14 protein-coding genes are annotated in these 18,885 nt (G+C 51.3%); 8 read left to right on the top strand and 6 right to left on the bottom strand.

What is annotated here, in order from left to right; all coding sequences use genetic code 11:
• Window positions 1-158: 158 nt before the first annotated feature.
• The gene (locus ACQUQM_RS03925; RefSeq protein WP_432473179.1) at window positions 159-1,211 is read right to left on the bottom strand and encodes a M48 family metallopeptidase; all 1,053 of its coding nucleotides are present in this window, start codon (window positions 1,209-1,211) and stop codon (window positions 159-161) included.
• A 26-nt stretch (window positions 1,212-1,237) separates the two neighbouring features.
• Entirely contained in the window at window positions 1,238-2,749 is a 1,512-nt protein-coding gene (locus tag ACQUQM_RS03920; protein ID WP_432473178.1) for a YjgN family protein, read from the bottom strand.
• Window positions 2,750-2,992: 243 nt separating this feature from the next.
• Between ACQUQM_RS03920 and ACQUQM_RS03915 the strand changes: the two genes are divergently transcribed.
• From ACQUQM_RS03915 to ACQUQM_RS03905, 3 genes are all read left to right on the top strand, one after another.
• Complete coding sequence (locus ACQUQM_RS03915; RefSeq protein ID WP_432473177.1) at window positions 2,993-3,871, top strand: LysR family transcriptional regulator; 879 nt, start codon at window positions 2,993-2,995, stop codon at window positions 3,869-3,871.
• A 487-nt stretch (window positions 3,872-4,358) separates the two neighbouring features.
• Window positions 4,359-5,222 (top strand): aminotransferase class IV, encoded by an 864-nt coding sequence (locus tag ACQUQM_RS03910; protein WP_432473176.1) that lies wholly within the window; start codon window positions 4,359-4,361, stop codon window positions 5,220-5,222.
• A gap of 302 nt (window positions 5,223-5,524) precedes the next feature.
• A complete protein-coding gene (locus ACQUQM_RS03905; protein ID WP_432474794.1) occupies window positions 5,525-5,860 on the top strand; it encodes a methyltransferase family protein in 336 nt (111 codons plus the stop codon).
• Window positions 5,861-6,007: 147 nt separating this feature from the next.
• Here ACQUQM_RS03905 and ACQUQM_RS03900 read toward each other — a convergent pair whose 3' ends face one another.
• The 4 genes from ACQUQM_RS03900 to ACQUQM_RS03885 all read right to left on the bottom strand — a co-directional run bounded on the left by ACQUQM_RS03900 (window position 6,008) and on the right by ACQUQM_RS03885 (window position 12,602).
• Window positions 6,008-7,960, bottom strand: a complete 1,953-nt coding sequence (locus tag ACQUQM_RS03900; RefSeq protein WP_432473175.1) for a RecQ family ATP-dependent DNA helicase — start codon at window positions 7,958-7,960, stop codon at window positions 6,008-6,010.
• A 116-nt stretch (window positions 7,961-8,076) separates the two neighbouring features.
• Window positions 8,077-9,423, bottom strand: a complete 1,347-nt coding sequence (locus ACQUQM_RS03895) for a DUF3422 family protein (RefSeq protein WP_432473174.1) — start codon at window positions 9,421-9,423, stop codon at window positions 8,077-8,079.
• A 305-nt stretch (window positions 9,424-9,728) separates the two neighbouring features.
• Window positions 9,729-11,081, bottom strand: a complete 1,353-nt coding sequence (locus ACQUQM_RS03890) for an aminotransferase (protein ID WP_432473173.1) — start codon at window positions 11,079-11,081, stop codon at window positions 9,729-9,731.
• Between the two features lie 57 nt (window positions 11,082-11,138).
• Window positions 11,139-12,602 (bottom strand): NAD-dependent succinate-semialdehyde dehydrogenase, encoded by a 1,464-nt coding sequence (locus tag ACQUQM_RS03885; protein ID WP_432473172.1) that lies wholly within the window; start codon window positions 12,600-12,602, stop codon window positions 11,139-11,141.
• 217 nt (window positions 12,603-12,819) lie between these two features.
• On the opposite strand from ACQUQM_RS03885, the gene ACQUQM_RS03880 reads away from it, so the two are divergent.
• From ACQUQM_RS03880 to ACQUQM_RS03860, 5 genes are all read left to right on the top strand, one after another.
• On the top strand, window positions 12,820-13,749 hold the full coding sequence (locus ACQUQM_RS03880) for a LysR family transcriptional regulator (RefSeq protein WP_432473171.1): 930 nt from the start codon (window positions 12,820-12,822) through the stop codon (window positions 13,747-13,749).
• Window positions 13,750-13,929: 180 nt separating this feature from the next.
• On the top strand, window positions 13,930-15,228 hold the full coding sequence (locus ACQUQM_RS03875; protein ID WP_432473170.1) for an NAD(P)/FAD-dependent oxidoreductase: 1,299 nt from the start codon (window positions 13,930-13,932) through the stop codon (window positions 15,226-15,228).
• 87 nt (window positions 15,229-15,315) lie between these two features.
• Window positions 15,316-16,824: a Na+/H+ antiporter NhaC family protein gene (locus ACQUQM_RS03870; protein ID WP_432473169.1), complete on the top strand. Its 1,509-nt coding sequence runs from the start codon at window positions 15,316-15,318 to the stop codon at window positions 16,822-16,824.
• A 190-nt stretch (window positions 16,825-17,014) separates the two neighbouring features.
• A complete protein-coding gene (locus tag ACQUQM_RS03865; RefSeq protein WP_432473168.1) occupies window positions 17,015-17,971 on the top strand; it encodes a DMT family transporter in 957 nt (318 codons plus the stop codon).
• Between the two features lie 269 nt (window positions 17,972-18,240).
• Window positions 18,241-18,855: a hypothetical protein gene (locus ACQUQM_RS03860; RefSeq protein ID WP_432473167.1), complete on the top strand. Its 615-nt coding sequence runs from the start codon at window positions 18,241-18,243 to the stop codon at window positions 18,853-18,855.
• Window positions 18,856-18,885: the final 30 nt, after the last annotated feature.

Raw genomic sequence — 18,885 nt, 5'->3', positions numbered from 1 at the left:
CAAGTTCTGCTCGCCAGACCGCAAAGCAAGCTTTGCTAGCTAGAACGGAAGGCAAGCCTTCCTGCTAGTGGCTAGAAAAAGCGAAAGTCAAAAACACAAAAAACCGCCATCTGGCGGTTTTTTGTGTGCAATATCTGCATTGAACTAACAATAACAGGCTACTGAAATGCTTTAATTCGCTCTTCTGTCAGGGGGTGCGTCGACAGATAGCGGTTCCATTGAATGCTGTCTTCAGCCTCAGACTCTCCAGCTGACTTAGCTGACGCCTCCCCGATTCCGCTCATCCTGAGCATCAGGTCACTGAACCGGTGCGGCGGTATACTGTTTTGCTGAAGATAAGACAGCGCATACATATCCGACTCGGTTTCATAACCGCGGGAATACGCCAGTTCAGCAAATAGTACCGGCAAGCCCAGTACCGCTTCTGACGTACCCGACATATCGCCGGTAATCATTGCCAGGACAAAAATATACAGCGAATTCTGTACCAGGCGCCGCATACTGTGCCGATGCTTAACATGGCCTATCTCATGGGCCAGAATGGCCAGCAGTTCGTCATCATGTTCGGCCAGGCCGATGATGGCATCGGTAAACACAATCTGGCCATTTGGCAACGCAAAAGCGTTTGCGCCAATTGATTCACTGCTACGAAAAAGCACCTCGATACTCAAATCGCTATGACTACTGACCGCCCCGGAAAAGTGCTGTTGCAACTGTTGCTGACGCTCGCTGCTTAACTGACTGGGTTGCAACCAGTACTGCTCCATAAAGCCCAATGTTTCCTGCGATGTACGATCCAGTAACTGTGCCGGCAGTGCTCTGGCGATCGCATTCGATGTCGCAGGCACGCCGAACTGCATAGTGCCCCATACCACCATAATCACCAGCAGCAGGGTCAGCAGAACAAACTTCATATTGGACTCAAGCCGGTGTACTAAACCCGACAGAAAACCCGGTCGAAACTGTTGCTGCCACCGGTCGACCGTATCATTTTCCAGAGTTTCAACCGTCTGGCCATCCGGCAGGTTCAGATAGCGGGGCCCATTGCCCAACCGGGAGGATATCTCGATATGATCCTGAGTTATTTCATGCAACAAAACCCTGCTATCCGCAGCAATAACTTTTAGCAGCCCTGCGGCATCCAGTTCCAGCCGCACCTTTGTACGCCTGGAACCTTCACCATCGAAGTAATCACCGGATAGCGATAGCAACGTTTCTCTCCTGCTCTATCAAGGTCTTAAAAACCCATTTCCACATCAAATACATCACCCATCTCTTCACCCAGGGCGGATACCTGCTCCGCCTGACCTGAAAGGAATCCATTCAGATCGGTATGCGCTTCCAGTTCAAGATGCTCTGCTTTGTAGTTTGCTGTGCGAACTTTGGCCCAGGGATAATAGAAGCCCAGTGTCAACAGCGTCAGCAGGCTGTTAACAAAGAACAGCTTAAAGTAAGACAGATCATCCCAGTCACTGTAAAAGGTAAAGTCGCCAGCCCTGAGTTCAGTATTGTTGAACTTCAGGTTGGCAGAGCGTACCGCTATAAAAGCAAAGATATAGAGATAAACAGCCATCATGATCAGCACAGACAATGGCTGCACGACCATACCCACTAATCCGGCAATGATACCCGCGCCAAGCAATATCAAAAATGCAAATACATAGATCATATAGAAATCTTTGGCACAGGGGTTAAAGTGAAATCCAGCAGTTCCATAGCGGGTGTTATTAATAATGTATTCCTGCTGTTTATACATCGCCAGTGGCATCAGCAAACCAAAACTCAATACACCCGCCAGAGGCCAGAGGATAAAGGCGATTGCCGCTGGCCAGACATCACCACCGAAACCAAAGCGGATATTACGCCAGGAGGTCATTGCCATGTTAAAGCGCAGTGAGCGGACCACAATCCAGGGCAGAGCGATAATAAACAGAACCGCCAGAACAGCCCCTAACGCCGGGAAAGTTTCAGAGGCAACGCTGTAGATAACAAACAGCAAGACTGCGATCAACCTCCCCTTAAGGATAGTCAGCGGTTTTGCATGATAGGCAAAGCGACTCTCAGCAATTTCGGTATGACCATAAAAGTATTGCGCATTGCGTACCTTGGCCCAGGCACTATAAATACCTAATGTGACAATAGTCAGCAGCACATTAACGATCCAGATACGGAAGTACTCTGTGCCATTACCGTAGAAAATAAAGGGATGGACCTTTGCGCCTTCTGCCGCATGATCGGCACTTGTCGCGTCACCATTGCCATCAGCGCTATTGCCGTCAGCCCTATAGCCGTCAGAGTTGTTAGTTTCCTGTTCAGAACCGGTGTTTTCAGGTTCGGCTTCAAACTGCATAGCCTGAGCACTCGAATCAGCTTTCCCGGAGGCGCTCCCGGACGTTAGCGGAGAAACCGTCACAGATGCGCTTTGAGTTGCATTTGAATCAGAATTTACAGGAGCATTCGGGATCGGATTGTCCGGCAGGTCGAAGTGCAATGCCAGATGGGCTGCTGCGCCTATGCGCTCCATTGCCCTGACAAACTTATCCGCAACGTCCTGGGAAACATCTTTCTTAATTACAACGTTTCCCTTGCTGAAAATCTGCGCCGCTTTCGCTTCGCTGACTTTAAACAACCGGGCAAACGCCTGTTGCACCTGCACCGGTTCAAATCCATCCAGTACTGTACCGCTGACGATCACGTTGTAACGAACACCCGATACACTGACATCTCCGCCGGAACCTTCAATTTCCATATAAGCCTCATTCTTCATTTGCTATAACTGCTCAGGATCAGCACGGATCACACCGAATGATGAGCGAATACAAATTATCTAACTACTGGATAGTAAAGAACTTAATGAACTAGCACCAGTCAAGAGGCCGCCTTCAGCTGGTTTTTATATCTCAGTTTGAGTCGAGCTCAGATAAAGCGCTTTGCTCCACTATGCTTGCTTATATATAGTGGGACTTTAAATCCGCCAAGTATCTTTCTTTATATGCGCCTGAGAAACCTGAATACTTTTGTTACCGTCGCCCGCCTGGGCAGCTTTCATGCCGCCGCACAACAGCTGCATGCGACACAACCCGCTATTTCAGCCCGTATCAATGCCCTTGAAGATGAACTTGGAACACAGCTGTTGATCCGCGATAAAACCGGCACTCGCTTGTCGCCCCGCGGCACCCAGTTGCTGCCCTATGCCGAAAAGCTGCTGGCGATCAGCCAGGAGATGAAGCAACAGGTCGCGGAGGAGAATCCCCAGAAAGGCACCCTGCGCATCGGCATCGCCGACACCCTGGCGCACCTGTGGTTATCACCACTACTTAAACACTGGCAGGAACAACACCCGCTGATGTCATTTGAGCTGATCAGTGACGTTACGCCGACCCTGATCCGGCAATTAAAAGACTATCAGCTGGACCTGGCGTTGATGGTAGCCGATCAGATCAGTACTCCGGAGCTGGTGACTGAACCTTTATGCAGTTATCCGCAGTACTGGGTCAGCGCACCACAACTGTTATCCGGCAACCGGGTCAACAGTATTATCGATCTCAGCCAATACCCTATTCTCAGCTTTCCCCGTGACACCCGCCCCTGGGATTATCTGCAACAACTATTCCGCTCACTGGATGAGACGCCGGTATTTCATACCTGCAGCTCGGTTGCCAACCTGCTCGCGCTAACCTTGCAAGGAGTCGGTGTTGCCTTGCTGCCGGAACCGATTATTCGCGAGGCATTGGCCAGCGGCAGCCTGGTTGAGCTTAAAGTGGGAGAGCACCCACCGAAGCTGGCATTCTGTTGCAGCTGGCGTCTGGATGACGACCGGATTTTGCCACGCCTGCTAGCCGACGGTGGCAGAGAGATAATGGCTGGCTAAGCTCTTTGCAGCATAGAAACGCCACCGACCAACCACTGTTAATCATAAAATTTACAGGTTTATTCACTAATTTTACCTGATTCACGATTCTTTTTACTAACACATCAAAGTAAACAGGATTTTCTGCTTAAATTTTTTTGGCTCTTGATTGCCCACCTCTTTTCTACCAAACTGCAGCCAACCCAAAAAGTCAGACCGTAGCTCTGCCTTCAGCAACCAGCCACAAGCAACGCTGAACAGACTGCATTAGTAATGACCGTGTAGTTGTATCCTGTTGTATCCAGTTGTCTCCGAATCGGAGTCACGATCGAATCAATCCAACAACTCAGTGTCCAAATTAATCCAGGCGTTAGCCGGAGGGATGTATGACTCTCCGTAAAGCTGAAACATCGGCTTGCCGGCTATATCATGCCAATATAACAAGGCTGAAACATCGGTTTACCGACGATTCAAAGGCCAATATAACAAGTAAGAAAGGAAGGTTAATATGAGCATTGCTTACCTGAACGGCGATTACCTGCCATTAGCTGAAGCCCGCATCTCTCCACTGGATCGTGGTTTCCTGTTTGGCGACGGTATCTACGAAGTTATTCCATACTACAGTGGTAAATCTGTAGGCCTGATGCCTCATATCATCCGTATGATCAACGGCCTGGCAGCGATCGAGATCAAATGCACTAAGACCGCTGAAGAGTGGAAGACCCTGCTGGACGACCTGATCGCTAAAAACAGCGACATGGGTGAGAACCTGGGCGTATATGTGCACATATCCCGTGGTACTGACGTTAAGCGTTACCATGCTTACCCTGAGAATGTTGAGCCGACTATCTTCTGTTTTGCATTTGGCATCAAAGATCCTGAGCCGGTTGATCGCACTGCAGTGACCCAGTACAGCATGATCTCGACTGAAGATCTGCGCTGGCAGCGTTGCCACATCAAGTCTACTGCACTGCTGGGTAACGTTATCCACTTCCAGGAAGGTTACTCTTCCGGTCACGATGAAGCACTGCTGTTCAACGCGAAAGGCGAGCTGACTGAAGGTAGCTCTTGCAACGCATTCATCGTTAAAGATGGCGTCGTAATTACACCAACTCAGGACAATCAGATCCTGCCGGGTATCACCCGCCGCATTATTCTCGACAGCCTGAAAGCAGATGGTTCTCTGAAAGTTGAAGAACGTATCGTTACTATGGATGAAGTACGTGAAGCAGACGAACTGTGGATCACCAGCTCTTCTAAAGAGATCGCTCCTGTAACCAAGCTGGATGGCAAGCCTGTCGGTAACGGCGAAGTTGGTGAAGTTTGGCAAGCGGCATTCAAGATCTACACGGCTTCTAAGTTCGATTTCTGATCAAACTATGTAGCGATTAAAAAAACGCGCCTCAGGGCGCGTTTTTTTTATCCTGAATAAACACCCTGTTTTCCTAATAGAAGCAACAAGTCAATCAATGTGCCCCTTCGGGGCTAGATCTCCGCACTGCGTGCTCCGGACCATTATTGAGGCGGTAACCCACAAGGAGAAACTCAGTGCAATCCCTTGAACTTCGGGTTCCCCCGGTAATACAGCTTGGTATTGTGGCCCTCGTTATGTGGGCTTTAAGTAAAGCATTTCCACAGTTCCAGCTGTTAATTCCAGGATCTGTTTTTTTGACTGTGGTATTGGTTATTGTGGGTTCTCTGATCGCTTTACTGGGTGTTATCGAGTTTAGAAAAGCAAAAACGACGGTTGATCCCCGAACCCCGGATAAGGCAGAAAACCTGGTGGTATCCGGCGTCTATCAAGTTAGCAGAAACCCTATGTATCTGGGGTTTCTGATCATTCTTTTAAGCTGGGCTTTCTATTTGGATAATGGCGCAACCTTTCTGATTCTGCCTATCTTTGTCGCCTATATGAGCAAGTTTCAGATTGTACCCGAGGAGAGATACATGTCTGCCAAATTCGGCAAAGAGTTCAGCGATTATTGCTCTAAGGTACGCAGATGGATATAAGGCCTGACAAGGTCAGGCACTGTTTACAGGCTCGACTGTTAAGCCCGACCAGTAATCATGACTATTAAGCCGGGCTACTAAGCTGGACCAGGAAGCCGGCTACCACGCCCCCTGCTTAGATTAATTATTCAGTGATCAGCCAGCCATTCAGTCTGTGGCCACTATTCCAAGCTGACTTACCTTCTGCCGGATCTCCTCATAGCGCAGGCTCTCGCAACTGCCAAAGCCACTAAGCTGCCTGACCTTATTGCGGGCAAACAACGGCACACTGATGCCCGCCAGAAATCGGCAGCAGGTATCAAGCGATAGCTGTTGCTCGGTTTTAGCTGTCAGATGCTTCTGTAGCCCTTCCAGATCTGATTTTATCTGTCCGCTGTCAGGCCACTCGGGGCTTGTAGAGTACTGTAGTTTTGCAGGCTGTCCACGGCACACCGAGCAGTGACCGCAATCTTCAGCTGTTTGCGTATCATCAAAATAGAGCGACAGGCTACGGCTAAGGCAGTTATCCAATTCAAAGAAGTTGACCAGTGACGCGATACGGCGAATCTCCTTACGCTCTTTATCAGCAAAATAGTCATACAATTTCTGCCCCAGCTGCGCATCAGCCAACAGCGCCTGATCGACCTGAAATACTTCGGTTATCTTTTTAGTTTCCAGCTCGATCAACTGCTGTTCCTGCAGGTAATCCAGCGCTGCCACTATCCGTTTACGATCGCAGTTATAGGCTTGCTGCAGGGTATCAAAGGCTAAACTCCCCCATACCCGCTTAAAGCTTGTGTTCCAAAAAATGGACTGAACAAAGGCTTGTCGCTCACCATTGAAGCGCGCCAGAATCTGACTTTCCGGTTGCAGTAGCTTGTATTTGAAATCGGCAAAGTAAGAATATAAAGGCCGGATAACGCCCAGCAACTCTAACTGAACCAACAGCGTCTTCATCGGCAGCTGGCGGATATTACTGGCATTGGACAGGCCATAGAGCTGCAGCTCCCACTGCTGGTTCTGGCATTCCTGACGGATTGTATCCAGCACATATTCGATACCCCTGAGTTCAGGGGTATCGCCATAGACAAAATTCTCAACCGTATTCAGGCCATCAAGATTGGCTAGGGTTATACAGTTCGAAGGCTGCCCATCGCGCCCGGCCCGGCCTATCTCCTGGCTATAGTTTTCAATTGATTTAGGCAGGTCATAATGAATAACAAAGCGAATATCCGATTTATCGATGCCCATACCAAAGGCAATTGTCGCAACCACTACATCAACCCTGCCGGCCATAAAGTCGGACTGGACCTTCTGCCGTTTATCATCTTCAAACCCAGCATGGTACGCCGCGGCACTGATCCCCTGCCGTCTCAGGAACCCAGCAACCTGCTCTGCGGTATGTTGCAGGGTGACATAGACGATGCCCGGTCCGTTCTGCTGCTGTATCAACTCCTGCAGTCGTTGCTCTTTTTCCACACCGGACACTGGCAATACAGTCAGATCTAAGTTCGGCCGATAAAAGCCGGTCTGTACGATATGCTGCTCAACAATGGCAAACTTCTGCGCCATATCCAGCTTTACCTTGCGGGTTGCGGTGGCTGTCAGTAAAAGTACCAGTGGAATATTCAGCTCTTGCCGATACGCGGGTAGCTTGAGGTAATCGGGGCGGAAATTATGCCCCCACTCTGAGATACAGTGCGCCTCATCGACCACCAGCATCGATACCTGTACCGACTGAATAAACTGACGGAAACGCTCATTTTTAAAACGCTCTACCGATACCATCAGTATTTTGGTCTTGCCGCTGCGGACATCAGCCATCACCTGCCGGTTCTGCTCCGGGGTAAGCGTCGAATCGATGCTGGCTGCTGCAATGCCTTTCTCCGCCAGGAACTCAAGCTGGTCTTTCATCAATGCCAGTAAAGGCGATATCACCAGCGTCAGGTGGGGTAACTGTGTTGCGGTTAGCTGATAGCAGAGCGACTTGCCGGAGCCGGTCGGAAATATCGCCAGCGAAGACTCCCCCTGCAATAACTGACTGATGGTCTGCTCCTGTCCGGGGCGAAGCTGATCGAAGCCAAAGTATTGTTTTAATGGGGTATGCAGGTCTGCGGTCATGATAAATCCTTAAAGGCTGTGGCCTGATGTGAGTAACACATCAGGCCACAGATTATACCGGCGTTACGCCACCGCAGTCTCGGCGGATACTGTTTACAACAAAAGTTTATTAGCCCCTACTGTAAGCGTTTAATGCGCTTTCTCAGCCTGCGGCTCAGAATCCACACCGAAAACAGCACCACCGGCAACATCATCGCGATGGTCCGCTCACTGCTAAAGCCAAGGTCAAAGGTATCAGCCGCATCCAGCAGATAACCACAGAGCGCCAGCACATAGTAAGTGATAACCACCACCGACAAGCCTTCCACGGTTTGCTGCAGGCTGAACTGCATCTGCGCCCGACGATCCATCGATTGCAACAACGCCTGATTCTGCGCTTCAATCGCCATATCGATCCGGGTACGCAGGAAATCACTGGCCCGGTCGACCCGCCCGGCCAGATCATCCAACCGCCGTTTCGCCGCTTCAACAGTTCGCAGTGCCGGTGAGAGACGACGATCAATAAACGCCGCCATGGTCTGCAGCTCATTTATCTCCCGTTCTTCCAGCTCTTCCAGCCGGCTCTGCACCATCTGGTAGTAAGCACGACCAGCATCAAACCGATATCGGGACTGAGCTATCAGTTCGGCAATTGCTGCCGCCAGATCAGACAGTTCAGCCAGCTGTCGCTGTTCCTCCTCTGCGATCCTGGCGCCACTGATCTGTCGCACCAGCTTTGCCAGCTGGGACTCCATCCGGCTTACCTGGGCACTGATATCCTGAGCCACAGGAAAAGCCAGCAGCATCATATTGCGATACGCTTCAAGCTCCAGCAAGGCCCGTAGTACCCGACCACTCTGGCATTCATTAAGGTTGTTATTAATCAGCAGAATCCGGTTAAAGCTATCACTGTGCAGACGCAGTGCACTCCAGATCGTAGCTGCGCCATCACGCAACTCAGAACCGATCAGGCGCTGGCCTTCAAAATACTGACGCAGGGTTTCCCGGTCCGGCACATCGTCGCTATTCTCCAAAACGTCAATATGCACTGCGGAGATCACCTCTCCCGGCACCTGCTGTAACCAGTCTGCAGGCAGAAGCGCTACCGGGGGATGCTCAAACGGTACTCTGTCTTCACCGTACATGGTAAAGCTGTAACTACTGAATTCAGTATGGCGTTCCCAGCGCACCTCAAACTCACCGAAGCTCTGGTAAAAGCAGGAATCGCCATTTACCGGAGGATTGATGCTATAACGCCGGCACAGCTGTTGTAGGTGCTTAAGTTCAGCCTCGTAACTGTTATTTTCATCATGCAGGAATGATAGATGGGATACCCGTAACGGCGTCTCTGACACGGGAAACGGACGGGTATGCAGGTCAGCGTAGCTCTCGCTGAAACGTTCATGTTTTCTTAGCTGGCTGTAGTGTTGCCCTGCTATAGGAATAGTCGCTGATTCATTCTTTTCAGCAGTAATCAAAGCCATAGTAGCTTCCTCTTATTTTTATACTGCCCGACATCATATAGAAAAAAAGCGGGGGGCAAAGCCCCCCGAAAAGATGATCTTTCAAAACCCTTGGGATTACTCGTGATAACCCTCAGGGCTTGTCTGACCAGTGCTCAAGAAAACACTTCGACAAAAGTGTTACTTACCATGGAACTGAATGCCGGCTATGCGCAACACAACTACGCAGATAACCGACAGGGGGAGCACGAACCGGTCAGTTCCCAACCGATCCGCTCGTGTTTCAACTTTACTAATGACTTCACTTTACAAGTAAGATCATTTTATTAAGCAACCAGCAAACCCTCTTTGGTGACAAAATCCAGCGTATCGTCCAGCGCTTTGCCCAGCTTCTCGATCATCTCGTCGATCTGCGCTTCAGTCACAATCAGCGGTGGGCAGAATGCCAGCGAATTCGCAGCAACAGCGCGGGTGATCATGCCGTGGTTCTGGCATGCCTGCATTGCAAATGCACCGACAGCACCGTCGTCAAATGGCTGACCGGTCTGCTTATTGGCCACCATCTCGACCGCTGCGATCATACCTTCACCGCGCACCTCGCCTACTAATGGATGATCGAGGAATTCACGCAAACGCTTCTGCATATAAGAACCCAGTTCTGCGGCATGGCCAAAGATGTTGTCGCGCTGGTAGATCTCCAGCGTTTTAAGGGCCACCGCACAGGCAACCGGGTGTCCGGAGTAGGTATATCCGTGACCGAACACTCCCACTTTGGCACTCGGTTCGATCATCGCTTCGTACATATCACCACGGATAACAGACGCACTGATCGGCATATAAGCCGAAGATAACTGTTTGGCCAGCGTCATCATCGCAGGCTTTTCAATGCCGACTGTAGTCGATCCGAAATCGTTACCGGTACGGCCAAAGCCGGTGATCACTTCATCCGCCCAGAACAGAATACCGTGCTTATTCAGCACCGCCTGAATCTTCTCGTAGTAGCCTTTCGGCGGTACGATCACACCGCTGGCACCGGTAATCGGCTCGGCAATAAAGGCAGCAATAGTATCCGCACCTTCCGCCAGAATCAGCTGTTCCAGATTATTGACGATACGGTCTACAAACTGTTCTTCGCTCTCACCCGGCAGTGCATTGCGGTAGTAGTGCGGCGCATCGGTACGCAACACACCCAGCGCATCAAACGGCAGGTCAAAGTTAGTGTGATTAGGTGGCAAGCCGGTGAGAGAAGCCGCCGCAACCGTTACACCATGATAGGAACGCTCGCGGGAGATAATCTTAAACTTCTCCGGCTTACCGATCGCATTGAAGTAGTACCGCAGCATCTTGATATGGGTATCGTTGGCATCGCTACCGGAGTTACCGAAAAACACTTTGGCATTTTCAACCGGCACCATTGCTGCCAGTTTGTCAGCCAGATCGATACCCACCTGATGAGTTTTGCCGCCAAACATATGGGAGTAAGACAGATTGCCCATCTGCTCAGTCGTTGTATCGATCAGTTCGCGGTTATTGTAACCCAGCGAGGTACACCACAGACCGGCCAGCGCTTCCAGATACTGCTTACCGTTGCTGTCGTAAACATAGGCCCCATCACCGCGCTCGATCGTCAGCGTCTCGGTAACCTTGAGATTAGTAGTAGGGTAGATAATTTCGCTCATAATATTCTCCGGCCTCATAAAGGCAGACACGCTGCCTTTGTTGCACAAAAAGCTGTTTTAGCGGTTCAGGCCGCCCATGCAGATATATTTCGTTTCCAGGTAATCATCTAAGCCATACTTGGAACCTTCACGGCCCTGACCTGACTCTTTGACGCCACCAAATGGGATCACTTCAGAACTGATCGCTGTCTCGTTAACACCAACCATGCCGTAATCGATCGCTTCAGCAACACGCCAGCTGCGGCCCATATTCTCGGTATAGAAATAAGCCGCCAGACCAAACTCAGTATCATTGGCCATAGCGATCGCTTCTTCCTCGGTGGAGAACTTGAATACTGGCGCTACCGGGCCAAAGATCTCTTCACGGAACACGCGCATCTTGTCGTGTACATCAGTCAGGATAGTCGGCTGATAAAAACAACCGCCCTGTTCACCCGGCTGACCGCCGGTCACAACCGTTGCGCCTTCTGCCACTGCGCTTTGTACCTTAGCGTGGATCTCTGCCGCGGCTTTCTCGGTAATTACCGGACCATGAGTCGTCGCCCCATCAAGACCGTTACCGATACGGAACTCGCTTACGGCTGCGGCAAACTTCTCAACGAACGCATCGTAGATGCCTTCCTGCACCAACAGTCGGTTAGCACAGATACAGGTCTGACCGGAGTTTCGGTATTTCGCTGCCAGGGCACCGGTGACCGCCAGATCAAGATCGGCATCATCAAAGATGATGACCGGTGCATTACCACCCAGCTCCATTGAAGTGCGTTTTACGGTATCGGCACACTGCTTCATCAGTAGCTTGCCGACAGGCGTAGAGCCAGTGAACGTTACTTTCTTTACTGTCGTGTTAGATGTCATCTCACCACCAATGGCGGGAGCATCCATACCCGGTAGTACACTGAACAGACCTGCCGGCAGACCGGCCCGGTCAGCCAGTTCCACCAGCGCCAGGGCCGACAGCGGCGTCTCTGCTGCAGGCTTAAGCACAACAGCACAACCAACAGCCAGTGCCGGGCCCGCCTTACGGGTAATCATCGCGTTCGGAAAATTCCAGGGTGTAATCGCAGCAACCACACCGATCGGCTGCTTAACCACCACGCCCCGGCGATCACTTGCAGCTGGAATAATATCGCCGTAAACCCGCTTACCCTCTTCGGCAAACCACTTAATAAAGGAAGCACCGTACGCGACTTCACCACGGGATTCCGCCAGGGTCTTGCCCTGCTCTGCGGTCATGATCAACGCCAGATCCTCAGTATTGTCGATAATCAGCTGATGCCAGCGCTCCAACAGATCGCAACGGGTCTTCGGTGGCAGCGCCTTCCAGGCGATCATCGCCCGTTCACCAGCGGCGATTGCACGACGGGTTTCTGTCGCGCCCACGCTGGCCACATCGGCCAGGTGCTCACCGGTCGCCGGATTGGTCACGGCAAAGGTTTCACCACTGTCACTATCAACCCACAGGCCATCAACGTAGGCCTGGGTCTTAAACAGTGATTGATCGTTAAGTTGTAATGTCATTGGTATTCTCCTGAAACCTTTAAAGTCTTGGGCTTGAAAACAGCCTCTTATAACAACGCTCTCTTCCGGTGCCATTAATACCGGTGCCCTTGATAGCTGAGACATGAAAGCGGACTTGCGGCCTTTGGATCTATTTATAGATCGACAAAGCTTTTGTTTATATAATTGCTTTTAAATCTTTATATTTAAATATTCAAAAGTATTAACGGTATCTGTCATGGGACGAAAAAAAGCAGCCCTCAGCGGCCAGCTGGCTGATATGGATCTGCGCCTGCTTCGAGTGTTCAAAACAGTGGTCGAAGCCGGTGGCTTTACCGCCGCAGAGATTCAGCTCAATCTGGCTAACTCGACTATATCCAATTACATTTCCGACCTCGAGAAACGACTTGATATGCGACTCTGCGAACGGGGCCGCGCCGGATTCTCAGTCACCGAACAGGGCCAGGTGGTATATAGCGCCACACTGGAGCTGCTCACCGCAATGGATCAGTTTCGGAATACCATCAACCGCTCCCATAACCGGATACTCGGCGATCTTCATTTGGGATTTGCCGAACATATGCTTGGCGCCCATAACTCCTGTCTGGTTGAAGCACTGGACCGTTTCTCCGAAATAGCACCGGATGTGCGGGTCCAGATCAGTACCATGAGCTCCGACGAAGTCACCACGGCGGTACTGGATAACCGAGTCGACATAGGTATCACAGTAATCACTCACCAGTATCCGGAACTGGAAAACTTGAAACTGTTCGACGAAGAGATGCTGCTGTACTGTGCAACAGGGCACCCGCTGTACCAGCAGGATACCGCCAATTTCAGCACCGAACAGTTGCAGGACTATCGTTTCGTCGAATCCCCTAGACTGATGCCGGGCCGTGAAGCTCACCCGGATATGCGACTCTGGAACAAACAGGCCAAGGCCCACCATCAGGAAGCCCGCGCCACCCTCATCCTGAGTGGACATTACCTGGGCATCCTGCCCCGTCATCTGGTCAGCCGCTGGGGACTCGAAGATCAGCTGCAGCCACTGTTTAAAGAGACTTACGGTTATACCAATACCTTTACAGCCTTCTGGCGCAAAAAGCACAGCAATCAGTTAGTTATTGAAGCCTTTACTGAATGCCTGAACTCGGCTCTGAAGGTGTAACTATTGACTACCCTGCCTTAAATTCGGGCTCTATACCCTGGTGGGTATATCAAATAGCCTGGCATCACAGTTATCGTAAATACCATAAGAAGTGATAGTGCCCGACATTACGATCTGTATCCGGATTGTCGGCAATGTAATAGTGATACCCCCGGTGGGCGCAACATAGAGGTTTGATTTATGGCAGTACCATCCCACACTACGTCTTACTACGCCGCCTCGGCGAACGATAAGAACTTCCGTCCGGCGCTTGATGAACATATCAACGCCGATGTCTGCGTCATCGGTTCCGGCTATACCGGTATGTCGACAGCCCTGCATCTGGCTGAGAGCGGCTTTAAAGTTGTAGTTCTGGAAGCTTCCCGTATCGGCTTTGGCGCCTCCGGCCGTAACGGCGGACAGATCGTCCACAGCTACAGCCGTGACATCGACTTTATCGAAAAACACTACGGTAAAGAGACCGGTACCGAGATGGGTAAGATGGCATTCGAAGGCGGCAATATCATTCGCCGTTTCGTTGACCAGTACAACATCGATTGCGACCTGAAAGAGGGTGGTATCTTTGCCGCATGCAACAACAAACAGTTGCATGAGATGGAGGAGAAGAAAGCCCTGTGGGAAGCCCACGGCCACAAGCAACTGGAGATGCTCTCTGCCGACAGCATCCAGCAATATATCGGTACCAGCCGCTATGAAGGTGGTCTGCTGGACAAGAGCGGCGGTCATTTCCACCCACTTAACCTGGTACTGGGTGAAGCTGCAGCCTTTGAATCACTGGGCGGCGTCATCTATGAAAGCTCAGAAGTCACCAAGGTCGATGAAAGCACTCATGCTAAGGACGGGAAGGCCAAAGTCCACACCTGTAACGGCTCTGTCACTGCTGACTTTGTTGTGGTTGCCGGTAACGCTTACCTTGACGGCCTCATTCCTAAACTGGAACAGAAAGCGATGCCTTGCGGTACTCAGGTCATCACTACTGCGCCACTTAGCAAAGCGCAACAACAAGAGCTGCTGCCACAGGATAACTGTGTCGAAGATTGTAACTATCTGCTGGATTACTTCCGTCTGTCCGGCGATGGTCGCCTTATCTATGGCGGTGGTGTTACTTATGGCGCCCGTGAGCCGGAAAAGATCGAATCCCTTATTGTGCCAAACATGCTGAAGACTTTCCCTCAGCTGAAGGGGGTTAAGGTGGATTACGCCTGGACCGGCAACTTTCTGCTGACCCTGATGCGCCTGCCCCAGTTTGGCCGGATCGGCAGCAACATCTACTACGCTCAAGGCTACAGCGGTCATGGCGTGACCAGCTCTCACCTGGCAGGTAAGGTCCTGTCCGATGCGATCCAGGGTCAGGCAGAACGCTACGACGTTTTCGCCGGCCTGCCGCAATATCCATTCCCGGGCGGACGCACTTTCCGCATCCCGTATACCGCCATGGGCGCATGGTACTACACCATGCGCGATAAATTAGGCATCTGATCCCTTTGAATAAATTCGTGGAGATAGCGGTATCTCCACCCGATTCGAACAAATTACTGTTATAAGAAATACAAATAAGGTGTTTTTATGAGTTCTGATATCGCACAACCTGGAGCAGAAACCAGCGCTGCCAGCTTTGCCGATGAAACAACCAACAGCCCGCAAAAGTGGCTGATATTTTTCGGTTCCATCATGGCATTCTTCGCTTACCTGTCGACTCAGCACGTCGAAGGTGAATCCTACGGTTTCTACAGCCTTTTACCCGCCCTGCTGATCCTGTTTGTCGCGGTAATTACCAAGAAACCGCTGGAGTCAATCTTTGCCGGTATCATTGCCGGCCTGCTGTTACTTGACCCAACCAATATTATTTCCGGTCTGGGCGATCTTTCCATGAATGTCGTAATGGACGAGACCATCGCCTGGATCGTTCTGGTATGCGGCATGATGGGTGGCCTGATCAATATGCTGGAACGGGGCGGTAGCGTCCTTAGCTTCGGAGAGATGCTGGCCCGTCGTATCAAGACCAAGCGCGGCACGATGCTGACCACCTGTACCCTGGGTATCATGGTATTCATCGATGACTACCTCAATTCCCTGGCGGTCTCCGCCTCTATGAAAAACCTGACCGACCGCTACAAAATCTCCCGTGAAAAGCTGGCGTTCCTGGTCGATTCCACTGCTGCGCCAGTGTGCATCCTGGTACCGGTTTCTACCTGGGCGGTTTATTTTGCAGCCCTGCTGGAAGAGAACGGTGCAACCACCGAGGGCAACGGTATGTCCCTCTACATCGAGTCGATCCCGTACATGGTTTACGGCTGGGTTGCCCTGCTGGTTGTATTCCTGGTGGCTGCCGGCATCCTGGGCGACTTCGGTGCGATGAAGAAGGCGGAAGAGCGGGCCCAGGCGGGTCAGCCGATCCCTGACGGCATCATGCATGACGGCTTTGACACTTCAGGCATGAAGAAGACTGCACCAATTATCGGCCTGCTAAACTTCCTGATGCCGATGGCTGTTCTGGTTGCGGCAAGTGTTTACTACGAGATCGACCTGTTATTAGGCGCTCTGGTTGCCTCTATGTTCACTATGGTTCTGTACTTCTGGCAGCGCCTGCTGAGCTTCGGCCAGCTGGTTGACTCGATGCTGGACGGCTTCAAGGTGATGCTGCACCCGATCGCGGTAGTCTGCGCCGGCTTCATGGTTAAAGAGATCAATGATCAACTGGGTATGACCCCTTATATCATCGACTCCCTGACGCCATACCTGTCCAAAGAGGTGCTGCCAGCACTGGTATTCGCATCCATGGCGGCTGTCGTGTTCGCCACCGGTTCAAGCTGGGGTGTATTCGTGGTATCCCTGCCGATCGTAATCCCAATGGCAATCTCTTTCGATATGTCTATGCCTCTGACAGTTGGCGCCCTGCTGTCGGCATCTGCATTTGGTAGCCACGCCTGCTTCTTCAGTGACTCAACCGTATTGTCATCGCAAGGCTCTGGCTGTACCCCGATGCAGCACGCCCTGACGCAAATTCCGTACGCGCTGATCGGTGCCGTGCTGGCATTCATATCCCTGATTATTCTGGGATTCGCTTTTGCTTAAAAGCAGTAGCCAGATCGCTTAAAAACAGCTGCCAGATCGCGGCTGCGCCGCTAGCCAGAACGGAAGGCAAGCCTTCCTGCTAGTGGCTAGAAAAAGCCTTCCAGTGCGGAGGCTTTTTCCGTTTTTCCAGCTACGAACATACAGCGGCTTTCACTCCATTCGAACTACAAGTATTTTTTAAGGACTGTTTATGCCTATTACTTCGCCTCGCATCGCAGTATTTGCCCTGCTGTTGGTCAGTTTTGTCTGGGGCGTGGAGTTTGTCCTGATCGATCTTGCGGTGGCGATCATACCTACCCATACATTTAATGCGATTCGCTTTGCCCTGGCCGCCGCATCGCTGATTCCACTGTTACTGCTGCGCAGTAATCGCCAACAGAAGGTCGTTACTCTGCCGCTGCTGGGCGCAGGCCTGCTGCTCGGCTTTCTGCTGTTTATCGGTTTCTACACACAGACCGAAGGGCTTCGGTTTACCTCAGTATCTAATGCTGGATTTATCACCGGCCTCAACGTACCGCTGGTACCTTTGCTTGGTTTTCTGCTGTTTAGGACCAAGGCTGCTAAATCGGTATGGATAGGTGTTGTCGCTGCAACTGCCGGGCTCTACTTACTAACCATCGGCGATAAACTGGAATTCAATGAGGGTGACGTTCTGGTACTGATCTGTGCCTTTGCCTTCGCCAGCCATATCCTGCTGACCGGTCGCTTTGTCGATAAGCTGCCGATAGTGCCCCTGAGTATTGTGCAGCTGATCGCCGTATCCGTTTACAGCACAGTCGCCGCACTCATCAGCCCGGATCCCGCTTTCTATTACCCTGATTCGGCACCTGTTGGCTGGCTGGAACAACTCTCCGCACCAATCATCATCGCAGCGATACTGGTGGCAGGTATTTTCGGCACCGCCTATGCCTTCTGGGCGCAATCCGCCAGCCAGAAAATTCTCGAACCCCATAAGGTCGCACTGATCTTCGCTTCAGAACCTATCTTTGCCCACCTCGCCGCCTGGCTGTTTCTCGACGAACACCTTGGCAGTATGGGCATGCTGGGGGCAGGTATGATTATCGCAGGCATGTTGATTTCAGAGCTGGGCGACCGGAAACGGGAAGTAACTTTAGAACCGCTTGAACAAACCACAGTTGCCAGGTGAAGCAGACCGCCGAACAAGTTCGGCTAGCTAGAACGCGGCTACGCCGCTTGCCAGAACGGAAGGCAAACCTTCCTGCTAGTGGCTAGAAAAATCTTACAACCCTTCTTTAAGGATAATGAGTAATTTTCTCACTTCACTCCTTGTAAGCATCCCTGCTTGTATGAAGGCCCCAACCTTACAACTTTGTAATGTTGGGGAAATTCTCGGGCAATGTAGGTCGGTTATATTTGCTTCACTGATTTATATCCATTGCTTTGAGTGAGAATAAAATGAAAAACACAGTTAAGAAATTAGCCCGAAAGTATGCCCTTATCGCCACCACATTAGCTGTCGCTTCAGGCTGCGCCATCGCCGAACAAGGTGACAAGATGACAGTAAACCAGATATTGAAAGCAGGCTCTCCTTGGGCAACGACTGCGGTTTACCTGCAGACTGACGGCAAGAGCGACAAATCAGCCAACCTGATCGGTGACAGCGCTATCTCCAAGGGCACCATCAGCTCTGCCCAGTACAGTGAGAGCGGATTCATGTTTATCGGTATGACCGATTACACAAAAGGTACCTTCAATCAGGACGCCCTGGTTTCATCTATCAACGCAGTAACTGAGACCGGCAGCAAGCCTGCAGGTTTTGCCCACGGTGACTATGCAATCGTCAAAGATGACAAAGGCAGCATCACCCGCAGAATCACTAACGCCAGCTTCGCGCCGACTAAAGTAATCGACCGTACAGTGACAGTCGCCACTGCAGACGAATTCGGCTATACCTTCAACAAAAACGGCAATACTTATTATGTCGAGCACAAGCCATACGGGGCCGCATTTCCGGGTGCAACCTATCCTGCCAAGCTGCAAACAGCAGTAGATTCGTTCCTGGCTCAGTAGTCTAGCGGCCAGATCGCCGAACAAGTTCGG

Origin of the sequence: Amphritea sp. HPY, assembly GCF_050870985.1 — a bacterium.
Taxonomy (GTDB): Bacteria; Pseudomonadota; Gammaproteobacteria; order Pseudomonadales; family Balneatricaceae; genus Amphritea.
This window is presented reverse-complemented; position numbering and strand designations above follow the sequence as displayed.

What these genes read in the sequence shown, in the direction of transcription:
- ACQUQM_RS03865 (WP_432473168.1), top strand. Translation starts at nt 17,015, where the DNA reads ATGCCTATTACTTCGCCTCGCATCGCAGTATTTGCCCTGCTGTTGGTC.
- ACQUQM_RS03895 (WP_432473174.1), bottom strand. Translation starts at nt 9,423, where the DNA reads ATGGCTTTGATTACTGCTGAAAAGAATGAATCAGCGACTATTCCTATA.
- ACQUQM_RS03880 (WP_432473171.1), top strand. Translation starts at nt 12,820, where the DNA reads ATGGGACGAAAAAAAGCAGCCCTCAGCGGCCAGCTGGCTGATATGGAT.
- ACQUQM_RS03910 (WP_432473176.1), top strand. Translation starts at nt 4,359, where the DNA reads ATGAGCATTGCTTACCTGAACGGCGATTACCTGCCATTAGCTGAAGCC.
- ACQUQM_RS03900 (WP_432473175.1), bottom strand. Translation starts at nt 7,960, where the DNA reads ATGACCGCAGACCTGCATACCCCATTAAAACAATACTTTGGCTTCGAT.
- ACQUQM_RS03860 (WP_432473167.1), top strand. Translation starts at nt 18,241, where the DNA reads ATGAAAAACACAGTTAAGAAATTAGCCCGAAAGTATGCCCTTATCGCC.
- ACQUQM_RS03875 (WP_432473170.1), top strand. Translation starts at nt 13,930, where the DNA reads ATGGCAGTACCATCCCACACTACGTCTTACTACGCCGCCTCGGCGAAC.
- ACQUQM_RS03890 (WP_432473173.1), bottom strand. Translation starts at nt 11,081, where the DNA reads ATGAGCGAAATTATCTACCCTACTACTAATCTCAAGGTTACCGAGACG.
- ACQUQM_RS03920 (WP_432473178.1), bottom strand. Translation starts at nt 2,749, where the DNA reads ATGGAAATTGAAGGTTCCGGCGGAGATGTCAGTGTATCGGGTGTTCGT.
- ACQUQM_RS03915 (WP_432473177.1), top strand. Translation starts at nt 2,993, where the DNA reads ATGCGCCTGAGAAACCTGAATACTTTTGTTACCGTCGCCCGCCTGGGC.
- ACQUQM_RS03870 (WP_432473169.1), top strand. Translation starts at nt 15,316, where the DNA reads ATGAGTTCTGATATCGCACAACCTGGAGCAGAAACCAGCGCTGCCAGC.
- ACQUQM_RS03885 (WP_432473172.1), bottom strand. Translation starts at nt 12,602, where the DNA reads ATGACATTACAACTTAACGATCAATCACTGTTTAAGACCCAGGCCTAC.